Below are 17449 nucleotides of genomic sequence, written 5' to 3' on the forward strand. Positions count from 1 at the left end.
TTATGCCATTGCCTTTGAGTCTAAATTTGAGTTTGAAATCACGACCATATTTTCTAAAGTCGTTAATGCTTTACCTGAAGCTAATACTTCTCTTGCCATGTTAGCGGCTATTTTTAAATCAGTTGCTTTATCATGTAGATACAATAATGCGGCACAATTAATAATGACGGCGGCATTATGAGCAGCCTTGCCATTACCACTAAGAATTGCGCGAATATACTCAGCATTTTCTTGTGGCGTACCGCCCTTAATATCTTCTAATGTGTAACTGGGTAAACCAAAATCAGCGGGAGAAATGGTTCGGCTTGTACACTGACCATTGGCTATCTCGCTAATTTGCGTTTCGCCGTGTAAGGCAATTTCATCTAAGCCGCTACCGTGAACGACCCAACCACGTTTAACCCCAGTTAACAGTAAACTTTTTGCCATTACATCGATAAGCGCTGGTGTATAAACACCGAGTAACATAGTGCTCGGTGAAGCAGGATTCACTAATGGCCCTAATATATTAAATAAAGTGCGCACACCCATAGATTTTCTAACCGGAGCTGCATGTTTAAAACCCGGGTGATAAGCCGGAGCATATAAGAAACATAAATTTGTTTGCGCTAAACACGCACTTGCTGTCGTTGGCGACATCATTAAATTGACGCCAAAGGCCTCCAATAAATCTGCGGAGCCAGACATGCTAGAAACACTTCGGTTACCGTGTTTCGCCATTTTTAAGCCACATGCCGCGGCTAAAATTGCCGCGGTGGTTGATATATTAATGGTATTCGCGCCATCGCCACCGGTACCTACACAGTCAGCAACGTTATGCTCTTGCTGTGGAAATGGTGTTGCTGAGCCTCTTACTGCTAGGGCAGCACCTGAAATTTCGTTAGCCGTTTCGCCTTTTATTTTTAAGGCAGTTAATACACTTGCTAACAGTACGGGCTCAACTTCACCTTTGATCATATTTTTAAAAAAATCTTCAGCTTCAGTCTGACTAATATCATTTCCATCAACAAGTTGTTGTAAAATTTTACTCATAAGAACCTTCCGCTGCTTTGTGTGGTGAAGCCAGTAAATAATCAATAGTTTGCGCTAATAACGTACCGCCATAAGTCGTTAGGATTGACTCTGGATGAAATTGAAATCCTAAGGCTACGTCCGTCTTATGCTCAATGGCCATTGGTAAACTGATTTGTTCAGATGTTATATATTCAGCAATAATATCAATGGTATTAGGGACTTCACTTGCTATCAGTGAATGATAGCGCGCCACAGGTAAGGGGTGATTTATCTGGTCAAAAACACCGGTTTGACGATGAGTAATACTCGACGCTTTACCATGGACAATTTCAGGTGCACGGATAACTTTACCGCCATAGTGTTCAACTAAGGCTTGATGGCCTAAACAAATGCCTAAGATTGGATATTTACCGGCACATTTGGCTATTAATGCCATTAAACATCCGGCTTTATTGGGTTCTCCTGGGCCGGGCGATAATACGAGTAATACTCGTTCTGTGGATTTTTGCATTTGTTCAAAGATAAAATCTGCCGATAGGGTGTTTCGGTAAATGGTCGGTTCAAACCCTAAACATTGAAATTCATCGACCAAGTTGTAAGTAAAAGAATCGAGGTTGTCGAGCATGAATATTCTAACATTGCCATTAATAGCGGGTTCTTGATGACTATGCATGATTACTCTCCTTGCACGGATTGTTTAGGTTAGCGCTGTCGCTACTCGGTGCGGCAGTGATCTCAACAGTGAACAGTTCTGCATGTTGAATGGCATTAATGACCGCTTGTGCTTTTTGCTTGGTTTCATTGGCTTCTGACTGAGGATCTGAGTCGTAAACAACACCGGCACCTGCTTGAACATGCGCTATACCGTGTTTAACAAAAGCAGAGCGGATAACAATACAGGTATCCATTTCACCGTCACCGGTTAAATAGCCAACCGCGCCGCCATAACTCCCCCGACGTTTGCCTTCTACTTCTCGAATTAATTGTGTCGCTTTTACTTTTGGGGCTCCCGATAAAGTGCCCATATTCATACAAGCCTGATAAGCGTGCAGGGCATCAAGGTCAAGCGCTAAGGTGCCACAAACTCTAGAGACCAAATGCATAACATGAGAGTAACGGTCAACTTTTAATAAGTCAGCAACATAGCGAGTACCTGCTTGACTAACGCGGGCAATATCGTTGCGGGCTAAATCAACCAGCATAGTGTGCTCGGCTAATTCTTTTTTATCTAATCGTAATTCAAGTTCAATACGACTGTCTAAATCAAGTGAAATTGAACCGTCTTTATTAAGTCCGCGCGGACGAGTTCCTGCAATGGGATAAATTTCTACTTGACGATTTTTATGTTGATATTTTAATGCAGATTCTGGAGAAGCACCAAAAATACAAAATTCGCTGTCTTTTAGGTAAAACATATAAGGGCTAGGGTTGCTTTGCTTTAACGCTTTGTAAGCATTTAAGGTATTTGAGCACTTTAGCGTAAAGGTACGAGAAGGTACCACTTGAAAAATATCACCGGCGCGAATATTTTCTTTTAACTGATTAACCGTGTCACAGAACTGTTGATCTGAGATGTCGCTACTAACTTCACTTTTTTCAATCGGCTTGTCATAAGGTCTTTCTTGAGCAATATATTGTTGGGCCAAAATATTTTTTATATCGGCTAACCGTTGACGAATTGTCACGAGATTATGATTGGCCGCTTCTCCTGAAAAAATATTACCAATAACTTCAGTTGATTGCGCTTCATGATCGATAACCACAACAGTTTCAGCCAAATAATAGACGAAGTCTGGGCAGGTATTATCACCTTGGCTTACTGTCGGTAATTGCTCGGTCATCGACATCATATCAAAGGCGAAGACACCACCTAAAAATATCGCAAAAGGGTGATTATTGCTATTTTTAAGCTTATTAAATAAGCGCAAACTTTGAAAAGGATTAATAGCGAGTAAGCGCGATTTTTCATCCAGTTGTTGAGTCAGTTCAGGGAAAATGGCGCTAAGTGTTTTATCTTTAACGCTTAACGTAGCGTGTTCAGCTAAATGCTGTTGCGCAAACTCAAGGGCCGATTGACCATTGTTTGTTAACGCTTCAAACGTAACAAGATTACCATGACAGGTTATTTTTAATGCCGCATCGGTAAGTAATAAGCTTTTTAATTGATGTTTTTTATCAATTTCAGCCGATTCTAATAATAAGTTGTTATCACTGTTTTGGCTTAACTGGTGAAATATCGCCAGGGGATCGGTCTGATATTTAACGGTTTCTGATAGTGTGGTAACACTGCCAGTTTGCTTATCTATGGTAAGCGTATTCTGATGATTCATATTCTTTCCTAGCTTTTAACGTCTAATTTAAATTAATGGTCAACCTGCATAAATAGGCAATAGCCACCATATAAACCAACTTTTAACGCGCGTAATAATCATGTTTTTCTCGCCATAGTACTTTAGCTTTGAGCTAAAAAGTAAAAAGCCCACTCATTATGAAATAAGCAGGCTTTTTGAATTTTTACGTACAAGTAAACATCACAACCCACTTATGCAGATTTATGCCACCAACAATTCATCGAAATAGTTTGTTTTACTTGTATCATTATTGTCTTCATCTCAGTAAAATTGCCTTAGCAATTAATTCCCCTATAGAAGAACCGATTATGACTGTATTGTCAACCTCTGATTTAGCTGATTATTATAGCCTACGGGTCGATTTGCACAGTCATACCAAATGTTCTGATGGAACACTGACGCCGCAAGAGCTTGTTGAACGGGCGGTTAACTTCCAATTGAATGTTTTAGCTATTACCGATCACGATACGCTTAAAGGTTTATCTATAGCTAAAGATTATATTCTAGAAAAAAATCATCCATTAACCATTATCAATGGCATCGAAATATCAACCAGCTGGCATGGTTTTGAAATTCATATTGTTGGCTTAAACATTGATGAAAATAATGAACAATTACAAACATTAATTGCCAGCCAGCAAGCAGCAAGAGAATTACGTGCCACCACCATGGGTGAAAAACTCACCAAATGTGGCTTCCCTGGCATCTACGAGCAAGCGAAAGAGCTTGCAGGGCAAGGCTCTATAACGCGGGCACACTTTGCTAAAATATTATTGCAAGAAGGCCATGTTGATCATATGCAAAAAGCCTTTGATAAATACATTGGCAAAGGCCAACGCGCGTTTGTAAAGCCAAACTGGTGTTCTATTGAAGAAGCGATTGCCGCTATTCACCACGCCGGTGGTAATGCGGTGATTGCCCATCCGGTTAGATATGACTTATCAACCAAATGGTTACGCCGCTTAGTGGTGCAGTTTAAAGCCGCAAAAGGTGATGGCTTAGAAATAGTATTACCGCAAATGGCTAACGAACAACGAAAATTAATGCTAAGCTTTTGTTTAGAATATGATTTACATGCATCTATGGGCTCAGACTTTCATTATCCAACACGATGGAGTGATTTAGGTCGTAATTTACGTATGCCCGATCAGGTGAAACCCATTTGGGATCTTTGGCCTAACGCTGTTAAGTGAGTTACTAAGTGAGCAAGATAGGTATACCCGAGCTAGTCGTAAGTGAGTAGTAAGCTTAACAACTGTATTAACACCTAAAGTAACACCGAAATTAACATCAACATCTTAGTGGAGAAAATTTATGAGTCAGTTTTTTTATGTACACCCAGATAATCCGCAAGGTCGTTTGATGAAGCAAGCGGCGGCTATTATTCAACAAGGTGGTGTCATCGTTTACCCTACCGATTCAGGCTATGCTTTAGGTTGTCATATCGGCGACAAAAAAGCGCTTGAACGTATTTGTAATATCCGAAATATCGATAAAAATCATAATTTCACCTTAGTGTGCCGAGATTTATCTGAATTATCTGAGTATACCCGTGTTGATAACAGCGCCTATCGGTTATTAAAAAGTAATACCCCAGGTCCTTATACCTTTATCTTTAAAGGGTCAAAAGAAGTACCTAAACGGTTATTAAATCCGAAAAGAAAAACCATAGGTATTCGGGTGCCTGATAATGCCATAGTGCAAGCCTTACTGGCTGAGCTGCAAGAGCCTATTATGTCGACAACGCTAATTATGCCGGGTGAAGAACGAGCAGAGTATGACCCTGAGCACATTCGCGATATTTTAGAGCACCAAGTTGATTTAATCATTAATGGTGGGCACTTGGGTGAGCACCCAACCACCGTCATTGATTTTTCTGATGATGAAGTGAAAGTTATTCGAGTCGGTGAAGGCGACCCAAGCCCTTTTGAATAACTACAACTTATTATGGATTAATAACGAGTGAGTCAGCCCGCTAATTCAAAAGAAAAAACTATGCCACGAGAGATGGTTCAGCAAGTATTACCGTTGGCATTGATCCGTGGTGAAGTGGTGGTTAATAAGCCAAAAGATTTATTTATTCCGCCTGATGCCTTAGAGGTTATTTTAGAGTCATTTGAAGGACCACTTGATTTATTGCTTTACCTTATTCGTAAGCAAAAATTTGATATTCTAGATATGCCTATTGCGCCCATTACCACACAATATATGCAATACATTGAGTTGATGAAAGAAATTAAAATGGAATTAGCGGCTGAATACCTAGTCATGGCTGCCATTTTAATGGAAATAAAGTCACGTTTATTATTACCAAAACAAGCGGTAGCTGATGAGGATGAAGACCCACGTGCCGAATTAGTACGTCGTTTACAAGAATATGAGGTGATCAAAAGTGCTGCACAACAACTTGATCAAATTCCTCGTCTTGAACGTGATTTTTTTCAAGGGAATGTTGAATTATCTGAAGATTTTCAAGCCGCCGTTTTTCAGGCTGATGTCGATTTAAGTGAACTTGTTAGTGCTTTACAAGGAGTACTTAAACGTACCAAAGCACTCGAACATCACCATATAGAAAAAGAATCTTTATCAACCAGAGAGCGGATGTCATCAATATTAGCGCAGTTAAAGTGTGCTGCCGAAAATAGCTCAGCTTTTGTTGAATTTAGCGCTTTGTTTACAGTCGTTGAGGGCAGACAAGGTGTTGTGGTAACTTTTTTAGCTATTTTAGAGTTGATCAAAGAAAGTTTGATAGAATGTGTACAAACTACCATTTTTGGTCAATTAAGAGTGCGTTTACCAGTATGACAACTGTTGAAAAAATAAAAATAGCTAAACTTATTGAAGCGGCTTTTTTTGTTAGTGATGGACCTTTGAGTGTTAAGCAAATAAAAACAGAGTTATTAGTTAATTATCAGCTAAATCACCAGCAAATTCGTGATGTCATTGGTGAATTGGTGATAAAATATAAAAATTCAGGGGTTAACTTGGTGCAGGTTGCTTCAGGTTACCGATTTGAAACGATTAGTGAGCTTAATGAAGACTTAGCTATTTTTGTTGCTAAGCTCACCAAAGAAAAAACGCCTAAGTATTCGCGAGCACTTTTAGAAACGCTTGCCCTTATTGCTTATAAACAGCCAATAACCCGCGGCGAAATTGAAGAGATTCGCGGAGTAGCGGTAAGTAGTTATATAATGAAAACATTATTAGAAAGAAACTGGGTGAAAGTGGTTGGTAATAAAGAAGTGCCTGGGCGGCCATCGTTATATGCGACCACAAAAGCATTTTTAGATTATTTTTCATTAACTTCATTAAGCCAGTTACCCGAATTATTGCCTATGGCTGATTTAGGCGCTATAGATAAACCTTTGCAAGCATTGGTTTAGTTATAGCAACAGCACCCGTATTAATAAAAATATACAAACACTATTTATTTTAGAGACAGCAACGTAGCGGAAAACACCGTGAAGTTACTGACGTAAAGAGAGTTAAAGCCATGTCTGAAAAATTACAAAAAGTCCTTGCCCGTGCCGGTAAAGGTTCACGCCGTGAAATGGAAACCTTCATTAGTGCTGGTCGTATCAGTGTTGATGGAAAAACCGCTTTTTTAGGGGATCGCATCGAAGGAAGTGAGCAAATTCGTCTTGATGGTCACATCGTTAAGTTAAAACCTAAAGAAGACGATTTATGTCGTGTCATTATGTACAACAAGCCCGAAGGCGAAATGTGTACCCGTAAAGATCCTGAAGGCCGTCCAACGGTTTTTGATCGTTTACCGCCACTAGAGAATAGTCGCTGGGTTGCTGTTGGTCGATTAGATATTAACACCTCGGGTATGCTGTTATTTACCACAGATGGTGAGCTTGCTAATCGTTTAATGCATCCTTCACAAAAAGTTGAACGTGAATATGCAGTGCGTGTTTTTGGCGAAGTCAATGAAGCCATGCTGCAAACATTGCGTGCGGGTGTTAAATTGGAAGATGGACCGGCGAAGTTTCAAAAGATCACTTACAAAGGTGGTGAAGGCCGTAATCATTGGTTTCATGTGGTACTTTCTGAAGGGCGTAACCGTGAAGTTCGCCGTTTATGGGAAAGCCAAGAAGTTCAAGTCAGCCGTCTAATTCGTGTGCGCTATGGCGATATGGAAATGAAACGACAATTACCTAATGGTGGTTGGACTGAGTTAGCTTTACCTGAAGTCAATTACTACCGTAAATTAGTGGGTTTGCCTGTTGAAACACAAAGCAAAGTAAAAGTGGACGAAAAAGTGATGGATAATGCCAAAAGCCGTCGTATTCGCCGCTCAGTGAAAAAACATCAACAAAGAAGTCAACAAGCAACGCGTCGTCGCCGTTAGTCTTTTGTTGATATTGTTGCATAAGCGGTCATTAATTTTTTAAGGGATAAACTTGAATAAAACTTACGTAGAAGATCATGCCTCATTGGTTGTACTTTGTCAGAAACTTGCGCAAGCAGATTTTTTGGCAATAGATACCGAATTTGTTCGTACTCGTACCTTGTATCCTAAATTAGGTCTTATTCAAGTGAACGACGGGGAAAATTTAGCGTTAATTGACCCCGTTGCGATAGATGATTTATCACCCTTTTGGCAGCTACTAACCGATGAAAAAATTTGCAAGGTACTGCATGCTTGCTCAGAAGACTTAGAAGTTTTTCTGACTGCGGCAAATTGTCGTCCGGTTAACTTAATTGACAGTCAAATAATGATGTCGTTTCTTGGTCATGGTTTATCAATGGGCTATGCCGCAATGGTCAACCATTATCTTGATATAGAAGTTGATAAGTCAGAGTCTAGAACCGATTGGATGAAGCGTCCTTTAAGTGCTAAACAGCTTGATTATGCGCAAGCAGACGTCGAGTATCTATTTCAACTTTACCCGCGTATTCGTGATGAACTTGAGCAAAAAGGCTGGCTCGATGCTGCGCAGGAAGAAAGTGATTTACTGATAGAGAAAAAATTTACGCCTATCGATGAAAGTAAATTATATCGTAATATCAAGTTAAGCTGGAAACTTAGCGCTAAGCAACTGTACATCTTGCAACACTTAGCCAGTTGGCGTTTTCAGCAAGCGAAGAGTCGTGATATGCCGATAGGCTTCATTGCCAAAGATCACACCTTGTTTGCTTTAGCGGTTCATAACCCTGATAACGTTGCGGTTATGGCCAACCTTGAAGGCGTCGAAATGCTTGATGTTCGCCACAAGGGCAAAACAATGTTGATGGTTTTAAAAAAGGCTGAGCAAGAAGATTGTGGTCAATATCCAGAGAAAATTTTTCGTCTTGATGAATATCCGGGTTATAAACAAATCTTTAAGAAAGTGAAAAACTTTGTCGCTGAACAAGCGCTAAACGCTGAACTTACCCCTGAAAATTTAGCCTCGAAAAAACAAATTAATCAATTTTTGTCATCGCATTTTAAATTACATAATGCGCCCGAGTATAGTGAATCAATTGATATATTGTCGGGCTGGCGTAAAACCTTGTTCGGTGAGCAATTAAATTTATTCGCTAAAAATGATTTTAAATAAACTGTCTATTAGGCATTTTAAAATACTACAACTAAAAACATAGGTCTACTTTATGCTGTGTACCATTTATAAAAGTACTAAAAAAGCGCAAACATATCTTTTTGTTAAACAACGTAATGATTTCTCATCAGTACCGGCACCCTTGATGTCGATTTTTGGTACGCCAACACTTGTTACTGTGATGAATTTAGCAAAAAAAGAAAAGCTGGCACTAGCAGACATTGAAAAAGTAAAAGCAAATTTAAATGAGCAAGGGTTTTACTTACAGCTTCCACCACCCGTAGAAAACTTACTTGACCAACATAAAACGGAAATGAAAATAAAAAATAACAATGATGATTAAGGAGTGTTACATGTCGTTTTGCTTTGATATTAAAAAATATAGTGTGCTAATGAGTTGTTGTATTTTGCTTTGTTTAACTAGCTCTGCTCAAGCGGCAAAAAAAAATATAAGCGCAGCGGGTTTTGAGATATATGTTGACACACTCAAAGTAGAAGCGCTGGACAAGGGCTATGACACGGCACTTGTTAATAACGCCTTTTCACAGGTCAAATTTCACCAGCGTGCGGTAAAAGCCGATCGTTCTCAGCCAGAAACTGTTGAAACTTTAGATACTTATTTACCAAAACGTGTTCCTGACTGGAAAGTTAATAAAGCGCGTGCACTGTATAAAGAACATTTACCCTTGTTAACAAAAATTGGTAAAGAATATAACGTTCAACCCCGTTTTATCGTGGCGTTATGGGGGTTAGAAACAAACTTCGGTAAAATCATGGGTAATTATAATGTTATTTCGGCATTAACCACGCTTGCATATGAAGGCCGCCGTGAAGTGTTTTTTAAGAAACAACTTTGGGCTGCGTTAACTATTGTTCAGCAAGGACATATCAGTGTTGAACAGATGAAAGGCTCTTGGGCGGGTGCTATGGGGCAAAATCAGTTTATGCCAACCTCGTTTGTTGCTTTTGCGGTCGACGGAGATGGCGATGGCAAGAAAGATATCTGGGGTAATTTAGACGATGTGTTTTCGTCTATGGCTAACTATCTTAAAAAAGAAGGTTGGAGCGACGAATTAACTTGGGGTAGACAGGTTAAATTACCAGCAGATTTCGATAAGTCGTTGGCTATTCCTAAAAATACGGGTAGTCGAGCAAACTGGTTAAAAGCTTGGGAAAAAACAGAAAAAACCTTAGCACAGTGGCAAGCTTTAGGTGTTAGGCGTGCCGATGGTACTCACTTACCTAAAGTCGACATTAAGGCTGCACTAGTATTTCCTGATGACGAGAATGGCCGTGTTTATTTAGCTTATAATAATTATAAGAGTCTAATGCATTGGAATCTATCTTATTATTTTGTTAGCTCGGTCGGTCATTTATCAGACAGAATAAAATTTCCACCTATTCAGTAAAATTCATTCGATTCACCAGAGAAAATAAAAGAGAAGATATTTATGAGCGAACAAGCTCCTTTTTGGCAAACCAAAAAATTAGAAGAAATGAGTCGACCTGAGTGGGAGTCTCTTTGCGATGGTTGTGCTAAATGCTGTCTAAACAAATTTATTGATGATGATGAAACAACCCAGGAAACTGAGTTACTGCCAACCACTTATATCAACGAAGGTGAGCAGATTCATTACACCAATATTGCTTGCCATTTACTGAATGAAAAAAGTTGTCAATGTTCAAAATACGAACAACGTACCACTTTAGTGCCTGATTGTGTGCGCTTAACACAAGAAAATTTAGACGGTGTTTTTTTTATGCCCCCTAGTTGTACCTATCGTCGTCTAAAAGAGGGACGTGGCATGCCTTCGTGGCATCCACTGCTTAATAACGGCAAAAAGACAGCCATGCATAAAGCGGGGATGTCGGTTCGAGGAAAAATAGTTAAAGATGACGATGTAGCGATAGAATATTTTGAAGATTTCATTGTTTCATGGCCGCTAAATGATATCGATTAATTTTATGCTTTGCTTTCCTCTATCTAAAAGGTAAGTGCAAAGAGTGATAGCAACAAGGGTTGACGGCTAACGCTCAATTGAGTCGTGACTCGTTGCCCATGGTTCCAACGCTAATTCTAATTCTAATAAAGTGAAATATAGATGATCATTGATGGTAAGCAGGCAGCTGCTGATTTACGAAAAACACTAACGCTTCAAGTCGCCCACCTTAAAAAAGATAAGGGAATTGTACCAGGCTTAACTGTGGTACTCGTTGGGGAAGACCCAGCAAGTGAAGTTTACGTGCGTAATAAAATAAAGCAGACACGCGATGTCGGCATGATTTCTAACGAAATTAAATTGCCTCATGACACTAGCCAAATACAATTATTAGCCGAGCTGCAACAGTTAAATAGTGATGATGCAGTGCACGGTATTTTAGTACAATTACCCTTGCCAAAGCACATTGATGAAAGCGTTATTATTGCGGCTATTGCTCCGCATAAAGATGTTGATGGTTTTCATGCGATGAACTCGGGTCGCTTGTTGAATGGCGAGCCAGGCGCATTAGTGCCTTGTACGCCGCAAGGCTGCATTATATTGGCTAAACAACATTTAGGCGAAGACTTATCAGGATTGCATGCGGTTGTCATTGGTCGCTCTAATATCGTTGGTAAGCCTGTTGCTTTGTTACTTCTACAAGAAAATTGCACAGTAACCATTGCTCATTCCCGCACTAAAAACCTAGCAGGTATTTGTCAGCAAGCCGATATTCTAATTGCGGCGGTTGGCCGAGCTAATTTTGTTCAAGCCAGTTGGGTAAAACCAGGCGCAACTGTTATTGATGTCGGTATTAACCATATAGAAGATGAGAAAGGCAAAGCTAAACTCGTTGGTGATGTCGACTTTGCTAATGTTGCACCGGTTTGTGGTGCGATAACACCGGTACCGGGTGGCGTTGGCCCAATGACCATTGCCTGCTTATTAAAAAACACCCTTATAGCCGCAAGCACTAATGGTTAATTTTCTATAAAATAAGCGGCTTACAAGTGAAAGCTAATAAATTTTTTTTAGCTTTCTTTACTCTTAGAAATCTTCCTAGCAGTGGCTCAGGTAATTGTTGTTCAGATATTTTTTCAAAGCCATTTTGCAGATAAAAGTGATTTAGCGTTTCATCAGCAAAACAGAAAATTTCTTGGTGTTGATGTTGAGTGAAAGCAGAGGTTAATAGCTGTGAGGCTAACGTTTGTTGTCGAAAGGCCCGTTCAATAACCAATGCATGTAAAAACGATTGTTGGCTATTTTCTGACAGCGTTGAAATTATAACCGCGCCAATAATCTCTGATGAGCACTTAAGCAAGTAAGCGTTGTCTAAACCCATTAGGCCTGCGCTGTAACTTTGCTGTTTATAAAAACGCATCAGTGATTTTTTATCACTTTTAGTTGCGAGAGAAAAAGTCGTTTTCATTATCTGTCTTTTGATGATTGGCTGCTCATTATAAAACAAAAAACCAAGCAGGTTGCTTGGTTTTTAAACTTCAGTGTTCGTTATATCCTAAGCGCTTTTTCACCACGGGCAATACCGACACAGCCAGAACGCACCGATTCAATTATCTCTGTTTCATTGGCGAGTGTCGTGATAAAAGCATTAAGCTTTTCAGCATCGCCGGTTAATTGAATGGTATAAACTTGCTTACCAATATCGATAATTGAACCCCTGAAAATATCGGTAATACGCTTAACTTCAGTGCGTGATTTATCATTCATCGCCAAAACTTTGATCAGCAGTAGTTCACGTTCAACATGGCTACGCTCGGTTAAGTCGGTAATTTTGATGACATCAATGAGTTTATTAACTTGTTTGACGATCTGCTCTAGTACTCTATCGTCGCCTCGTGTTGCTATAGTAATACGCGACAAACTCGGATCTTCAGTGGGAGCTACTGTCAAACTTTCAATATTAAAGGCTCGTTGAGAAAATAAGCCAACAATACGTGATAAAGAGCCCGGTTCGTTTTCTAATAAAACAGCTAAAATTCTGCGCATTATGCTTTTACTCCTTTTTTTATCCACATATCATCAATTGCGCCCAATCTTATCTGCATTGGGTAAACATGTTCGTTTTCGTCAACTAATACATCTACAAAAACTAAACGATTTTTAATCGCAAAGGCTTCGGTTAGCTTATCTTCTAATTCATCTAAATGGTTTATCTGCATACCTACATGACCATATGATTCAGCAAGTTTTACAAAGTCAGGAAGCGACTCCATATAGGAAGATGAATGACGACCGCCATAAACCATATCCTGCCATTGGCGAACCATGCCTAATGAGCGGTTGTTTAATGAAATAATAACCACAGGTAAGTTGTACTGTAGGCAAGTAGAAAGCTCTTGAATATTCATTTGAATAGAGCCATCACCCGTTATGCAAATAACATGACTTTCAGGGAAGGCTAATTTAACCCCCATAGCAGCAGGTAAGCCAAAGCCCATTGTGCCTAGACCACCAGAGTTTATCCATTGACGAGGTTTAGCAAACGGGTAGTATTGTGCGGCAAACATCTGATGTTGACCGACATCAGAGCAAACATATGCTTCACCTTGGGTAATTTTATACATAGCTTCGATAACACGCTGAGGTTTTATTTGGTCTCCTTCTTGGACATAAGCTACGCGGTTAATGTCGCGCCAGTTATTAACTTCTTGCCACCACTGCATTCTTTCTTCTTTATTAGGCTCAAAGTCTGTTGCCGCTAATTCATCTAATAACTGTTGTAACACGACCTCAAGTTGGCCAACAACCGGGATATGAGCATTTATGGTTTTCGAAATAGAAGTCGGATCAATATCAACATGAATTATCTTGGCATCGGGACAAAATTTCTTAACATTATTTGTGACACGATCATCAAAGCGAGCACCAAGTGCAAGAATGACATCAGCATTTGCCATCGTTTTGTTGGCTTCAACTGAACCATGCATGCCTAACATACCAATATAGTTTTTATGAGTGCCTGAAATGCCACCTAAACCCATTAAGGTATTAGTAATTGGGGCATCTAACTTTTCAACAAGTTTTGTTAACAAGCCTGATGCATTGGCGATAATGACACCACCCCCCGAATAAACAACCAGCTTTTTAGCCGTAGTCATTGCTTTAACGGCTTTTCTTATTTGTTTAGGGTGACCCTTAATGCTTGGATTGTATGAACGCATCTTAACATCAGTTTCAATATGAAATTCGCCCATGCTGGTTGGCATTAATAAGTCTTTGGGCAGCTCAATAACCACAGGTCCCGGTCTTCCCGTGCTGGCAATATAAAAAGCTTTAGCAATAATATTAGGGATATCTTCAACCACCCGGCAGTTAAAACTGTGCTTAACGATGGGACGAGAGCAGCCGACAATATCAGTTTCTTGGAAGGCATCATCGCCAATAAGTGTGGTCGGTACTTGTCCTGAAAGTACCACCATAGGAATTGAATCCATGTAAGCGGTAGCAATACCCGTTATACAGTTTGTTGCCCCAGGACCAGATGTGGCAAGTACGACACCTACCTCGCCGGTGGCCCGAGCAAACCCATCGGCCATATGGGTTGCCGCTTGTTCATGACGTACTAAGATATGCTCAACGTCTGTTTGCTGAAATAAGGCATCGTAAATATCTAAAACAGTACCACCGGGGTAGCCGAAAATGTACTTCACGTCGAGTGCCGCTAATGCTTTTACTACCATCTGTGCACCAGTGAATTGCTTCTTTGTCATGAGCTTGCCTTCTATAAAGTATGGTTAAACTAAGTTTCAACAATAAAAAAACCCTCGGTCTTGTGCAGAGCGAGGGTTTATTGTATTTGTTATTTAATAACTTTTCTTACACACAACACCAACTCCGCAATGGTTTAATGACCACGACGACAGAGAGGAGTGTAATGAGTAAAAATGTAACATTCATTGTAAATTGAATCCGAAGAAAAGTTATTTATGCCCCTATTTTTAAGATGTTTTCCTCTATCTGTCAATAAATAATTACGATTTAAATGAATATACTCATAACATTTTAATTCTATCTTAATGATTTAGGTATAAGTCCATGCTAGCGACGTTGCTTTTTTATCATTAATTAGGGTGTTTGGCTTGCAACGATTTAATTTTATGAGTATCTGAATAAGCTAAATAAAGATCGAAACAAATGGGGCAGTAAGTTTTTATTTATTAATAAAGTACCAGAGACACTCTAAATAAAGTTGGAACCTGACTTCAACTGGCATAAGTGAACCTTAATAATCATTCGAAACACATCCTGAAATGACGGTGTTAACGTCTTCTGCGTGTGCATTGTTTGCGTTAGCAACTGGTTATTTTTTAGGCCTACTGATAGTAAATTGCTGACATTAGTTTATGAGCTACTAATAGCAAATCAGAGCCTATTGCAGTCGATAGAGTTTTACATTTAGCCTACAATGCTTGGCACAAATTCTTTATCTGTAATAAATTGGTTTCTTCCGTTATTTTTAGCTGTATAAAGGTGCTCGTCAGCTCGTTTAAGTGCTGATTTAAACAACTCATTTTGGTTAACTTTGGTGTAGCCGATACTGACAGTAACCTTTTTATTTTTCCCTAAAAATGAAAATTTTTGTAATTCTATAGAAGCTTGAAGACGCTTTGCTAACCTGTGCATACCAACTTTATCTGTACCGGGAACTATAACTGCAAACTCTTCTCCACCTATACGACCCAATGTATCCTGCTTACGTAGGCAATCATTCATTGCTTTTGAAATGACTTTCAACACTTCATCACCAGCATCATGGCCATAGTTGTCATTAATGGATTTAAAATTATCAAGGTCTAGCATCATTAAACCTAGCTCGTAAGACAAACGTCTAGCTCGACCCAGCTCTTCATCAGCTTGCTTAAAAAAAGCATTTCGATTGGCGATACCAGTTAAATGGTCGGTGAATGCTAGTTTTTCAAGTTCGCTTTTAGATTTTTCTAATTCTTCAGTTCGTTGAGCAACTATATTTTCTAGTGAACTTGCATGTTGATATATTTGTTTTCCCATTTCATTAACAGATATTTTTAAGTTATCTAATTCATTATTCTTTTTGCTCTTAGGATTGATTTTTAAGGGAGTGAATGGGGATGTTGGATCATAAAGAGCAAACCAATTAGATATTTCTTGTATGTGCCTAATTACTAACTGATGAATAAAAAGTAAGATAAACAACGATACAATAAAAGTTTTAATTCCTTGAGAAAAGACGATAAGAAAAAGTTTATCTACAACTTTATTTTCTGCAATTGACAAATTTGCAACTAATTCAAGTAAAATAGGATTTCCAAAATTATTATACCCATCGGAGATGATTAAACCAAAACCAAAGGTTTCACTATTTATCGGGTGCTCACCTGATTCCATTTTTATGGTATTTTCCACACCATCTATCTTTGTCTTGATTCTTGCTCTAGAAATACTTTCAAAATTTACGATGCTATCTAAGGTTTCTTGAAGAGCAGGATCATTAAAATCATATATTTGTAAATTTAATACATCTTTATATGAGTGAGCCACTTCTTCAATGTTAATATCAAGTATTCTTTTTTCATATTCATACTCGATAATTAATTGTATGGATATTGATATGACAGAACATATTCCACTAATTAATAAAATACGATACAGAAGGTCTTTGGATAATTTGCCTTTTAAAAAACTAGAGGTAATTGCCAATCTCCTAAAAAAATGAAAACTAATGGGTTTATAATTACATTATGTATTTAAAAAAGCTAGTACAAATTAGACTCAATAAAGTTATGTGTATTAACAATTATAATGTGTTTTTTATGCAAAAGTTACTATGCCACCCATGATAATGCTACACAATAATAATGCTCTGAAACGCTGCTATCCATTGGTCAACAACAAGGCATGTACTTCATCTTATAAGCCTTTGCATATCGATTTTCATAAGTTACTATGCCACCCATGATAATGCTACACAATAATAATGCTCTGAAACGCTGCTATCCATTGGTCAACAACAAGGCATGTACTTCATCTTATAAGCCTTTGCATATCGATTTTCATAGATGTTGATTAAATGAGTGAAATTATTATGCCAGCCATGATAATTCTACGCAGTAACAATGCTCTGAAAAACAGCTATCCATTGGTCAGCAACAATGCATTTACTTCATATTATAAGCCTTTGCATATCGATTTTTATAGATGTTGATTAAATGAGTGAATTTCAGGCAAGCTTTACTTCTCCCCCAAGGTAGCTGTATTTTTCTTACTGTTTTTGAATGTAGCTATGTTTACGCGCTATTCAAACAAGCTTGAGCATTTGCTTTACCGTGTGCGCGCTTTAACCCCACGTGCTCAGTAAATTCACACAAATGCTCTGCGGTGCCGACCGCGCCCGTGAATATACCTTCAAAGTTTGTGGTGAGTTTGAGCCAACTTTTATCGCTGATGTGAAGTCTTGACAGTATATTTGCGGTTTTGTTATCGATAGCGCCTCGTTTGTCTGCTCTTATTACGCGACCTGTTTCATCTACAAGGGTTAAATAGTCCTTCAAACTAAAGCGGA

At 38.9% G+C, this 17449-nt stretch carries 17 protein-coding genes and 1 pseudogene; 10 read left to right on the forward strand and 8 right to left on the reverse strand.

Annotated features, from left to right (window positions below):
* From trpD to H4J57_RS15040, 3 genes are read right to left on the reverse strand one after another with little or no spacing between them, the layout of a single operon-like run.
* Positions 1–1032 carry an anthranilate phosphoribosyltransferase gene (gene trpD, locus H4J57_RS15030; protein WP_182243484.1) on the reverse strand — a complete coding sequence of 344 codons (1032 nt, stop codon included), beginning with the start codon at positions 1030–1032 and terminating at the stop codon, positions 1–3.
* On the reverse strand, positions 1025–1687 hold the full coding sequence (locus tag H4J57_RS15035) for an aminodeoxychorismate/anthranilate synthase component II (protein WP_182215721.1): 663 nt from the start codon (positions 1685–1687) through the stop codon (positions 1025–1027). The genes trpD and H4J57_RS15035 overlap by 8 nt, the downstream gene beginning before the upstream one ends.
* Positions 1680–3344 (reverse strand): anthranilate synthase component 1, encoded by a 1665-nt coding sequence (locus tag H4J57_RS15040; protein WP_182243485.1) that lies wholly within the window; start codon positions 3342–3344, stop codon positions 1680–1682. The genes H4J57_RS15035 and H4J57_RS15040 overlap by 8 nt, the downstream gene beginning before the upstream one ends.
* 329 nt (positions 3345–3673) lie before the next feature.
* Between H4J57_RS15040 and rnm the strand changes: the two genes are divergently transcribed.
* From rnm to folD, 10 genes are all read left to right on the forward strand, one after another.
* On the forward strand, positions 3674–4558 hold the full coding sequence (gene rnm / locus H4J57_RS15045) for an RNase RNM (protein ID WP_182215725.1): 885 nt from the start codon (positions 3674–3676) through the stop codon (positions 4556–4558).
* 121 nt (positions 4559–4679) lie between these two features.
* Positions 4680–5300 carry an L-threonylcarbamoyladenylate synthase gene (locus tag H4J57_RS15050; RefSeq protein WP_182243486.1) on the forward strand — a complete coding sequence of 207 codons (621 nt, stop codon included), beginning with the start codon at positions 4680–4682 and terminating at the stop codon, positions 5298–5300.
* 60 nt (positions 5301–5360) lie between these two features.
* Positions 5361–6170 (forward strand): ScpA family protein, encoded by an 810-nt coding sequence (locus H4J57_RS15055; protein ID WP_182215747.1) that lies wholly within the window; start codon positions 5361–5363, stop codon positions 6168–6170.
* A complete protein-coding gene (scpB, locus tag H4J57_RS15060) occupies positions 6167–6748 on the forward strand; it encodes an SMC-Scp complex subunit ScpB (protein ID WP_070374003.1) in 582 nt (193 codons plus the stop codon). The genes H4J57_RS15055 and scpB overlap by 4 nt, the downstream gene beginning before the upstream one ends.
* Positions 6749–6858: 110 nt before the next feature.
* Positions 6859–7719 carry a 23S rRNA pseudouridine(2605) synthase RluB gene (rluB, locus tag H4J57_RS15065; RefSeq protein ID WP_070374002.1) on the forward strand — a complete coding sequence of 287 codons (861 nt, stop codon included), beginning with the start codon at positions 6859–6861 and terminating at the stop codon, positions 7717–7719.
* Positions 7720–7771: 52 nt separating this feature from the next.
* Positions 7772–8911: a ribonuclease D gene (rnd, locus tag H4J57_RS15070; protein WP_182243487.1), complete on the forward strand. Its 1140-nt coding sequence runs from the start codon at positions 7772–7774 to the stop codon at positions 8909–8911.
* Between the two features lie 52 nt (positions 8912–8963).
* On the forward strand, positions 8964–9254 hold the full coding sequence (locus H4J57_RS15075) for a YcgL domain-containing protein (protein WP_182215728.1): 291 nt from the start codon (positions 8964–8966) through the stop codon (positions 9252–9254).
* Positions 9255–9264: 10 nt separating this feature from the next.
* Complete coding sequence (locus tag H4J57_RS15080; protein ID WP_182243488.1) at positions 9265–10320, forward strand: lytic transglycosylase domain-containing protein; 1056 nt, start codon at positions 9265–9267, stop codon at positions 10318–10320.
* A gap of 42 nt (positions 10321–10362) precedes the next feature.
* Positions 10363–10872: a YcgN family cysteine cluster protein gene (locus H4J57_RS15085; protein WP_070373998.1), complete on the forward strand. Its 510-nt coding sequence runs from the start codon at positions 10363–10365 to the stop codon at positions 10870–10872.
* 141 nt (positions 10873–11013) lie between these two features.
* Positions 11014–11874: a bifunctional methylenetetrahydrofolate dehydrogenase/methenyltetrahydrofolate cyclohydrolase FolD gene (folD, locus tag H4J57_RS15090; RefSeq protein ID WP_182243489.1), complete on the forward strand. Its 861-nt coding sequence runs from the start codon at positions 11014–11016 to the stop codon at positions 11872–11874.
* Positions 11875–11878: 4 nt separating this feature from the next.
* On the opposite strand, the gene H4J57_RS15095 is transcribed toward folD, so the two are convergent.
* The 5 genes and pseudogenes from H4J57_RS15095 to H4J57_RS15115 form a co-directional block, all read right to left on the reverse strand.
* Positions 11879–12319, reverse strand: a complete 441-nt coding sequence (locus H4J57_RS15095; RefSeq protein WP_182243490.1) for a GNAT family N-acetyltransferase — start codon at positions 12317–12319, stop codon at positions 11879–11881.
* Between the two features lie 80 nt (positions 12320–12399).
* Positions 12400–12897, reverse strand: a complete 498-nt coding sequence (gene ilvN, locus H4J57_RS15100; RefSeq protein ID WP_070373995.1) for an acetolactate synthase small subunit — start codon at positions 12895–12897, stop codon at positions 12400–12402.
* Entirely contained in the window at positions 12897–14621 is a 1725-nt protein-coding gene (locus tag H4J57_RS15105) for an acetolactate synthase 3 large subunit (RefSeq protein WP_070373994.1), read from the reverse strand. Before H4J57_RS15105 ends, ilvN begins: the two co-directional genes overlap by 1 nt.
* A 685-nt stretch (positions 14622–15306) precedes the next feature.
* Positions 15307–16587 carry a GGDEF domain-containing protein gene (locus H4J57_RS15110; RefSeq protein ID WP_259366871.1) on the reverse strand — a complete coding sequence of 427 codons (1281 nt, stop codon included), beginning with the start codon at positions 16585–16587 and terminating at the stop codon, positions 15307–15309.
* 587 nt (positions 16588–17174) lie between these two features.
* A pseudogene (locus tag H4J57_RS15115) lies at positions 17175–17449 on the reverse strand (transposase); the annotation flags it as partial.

The organism is Colwellia sp. BRX8-7, from assembly GCF_014077275.1.
In the GTDB taxonomy this organism is placed as follows: domain Bacteria; phylum Pseudomonadota; class Gammaproteobacteria; order Enterobacterales; family Alteromonadaceae; genus Colwellia_A.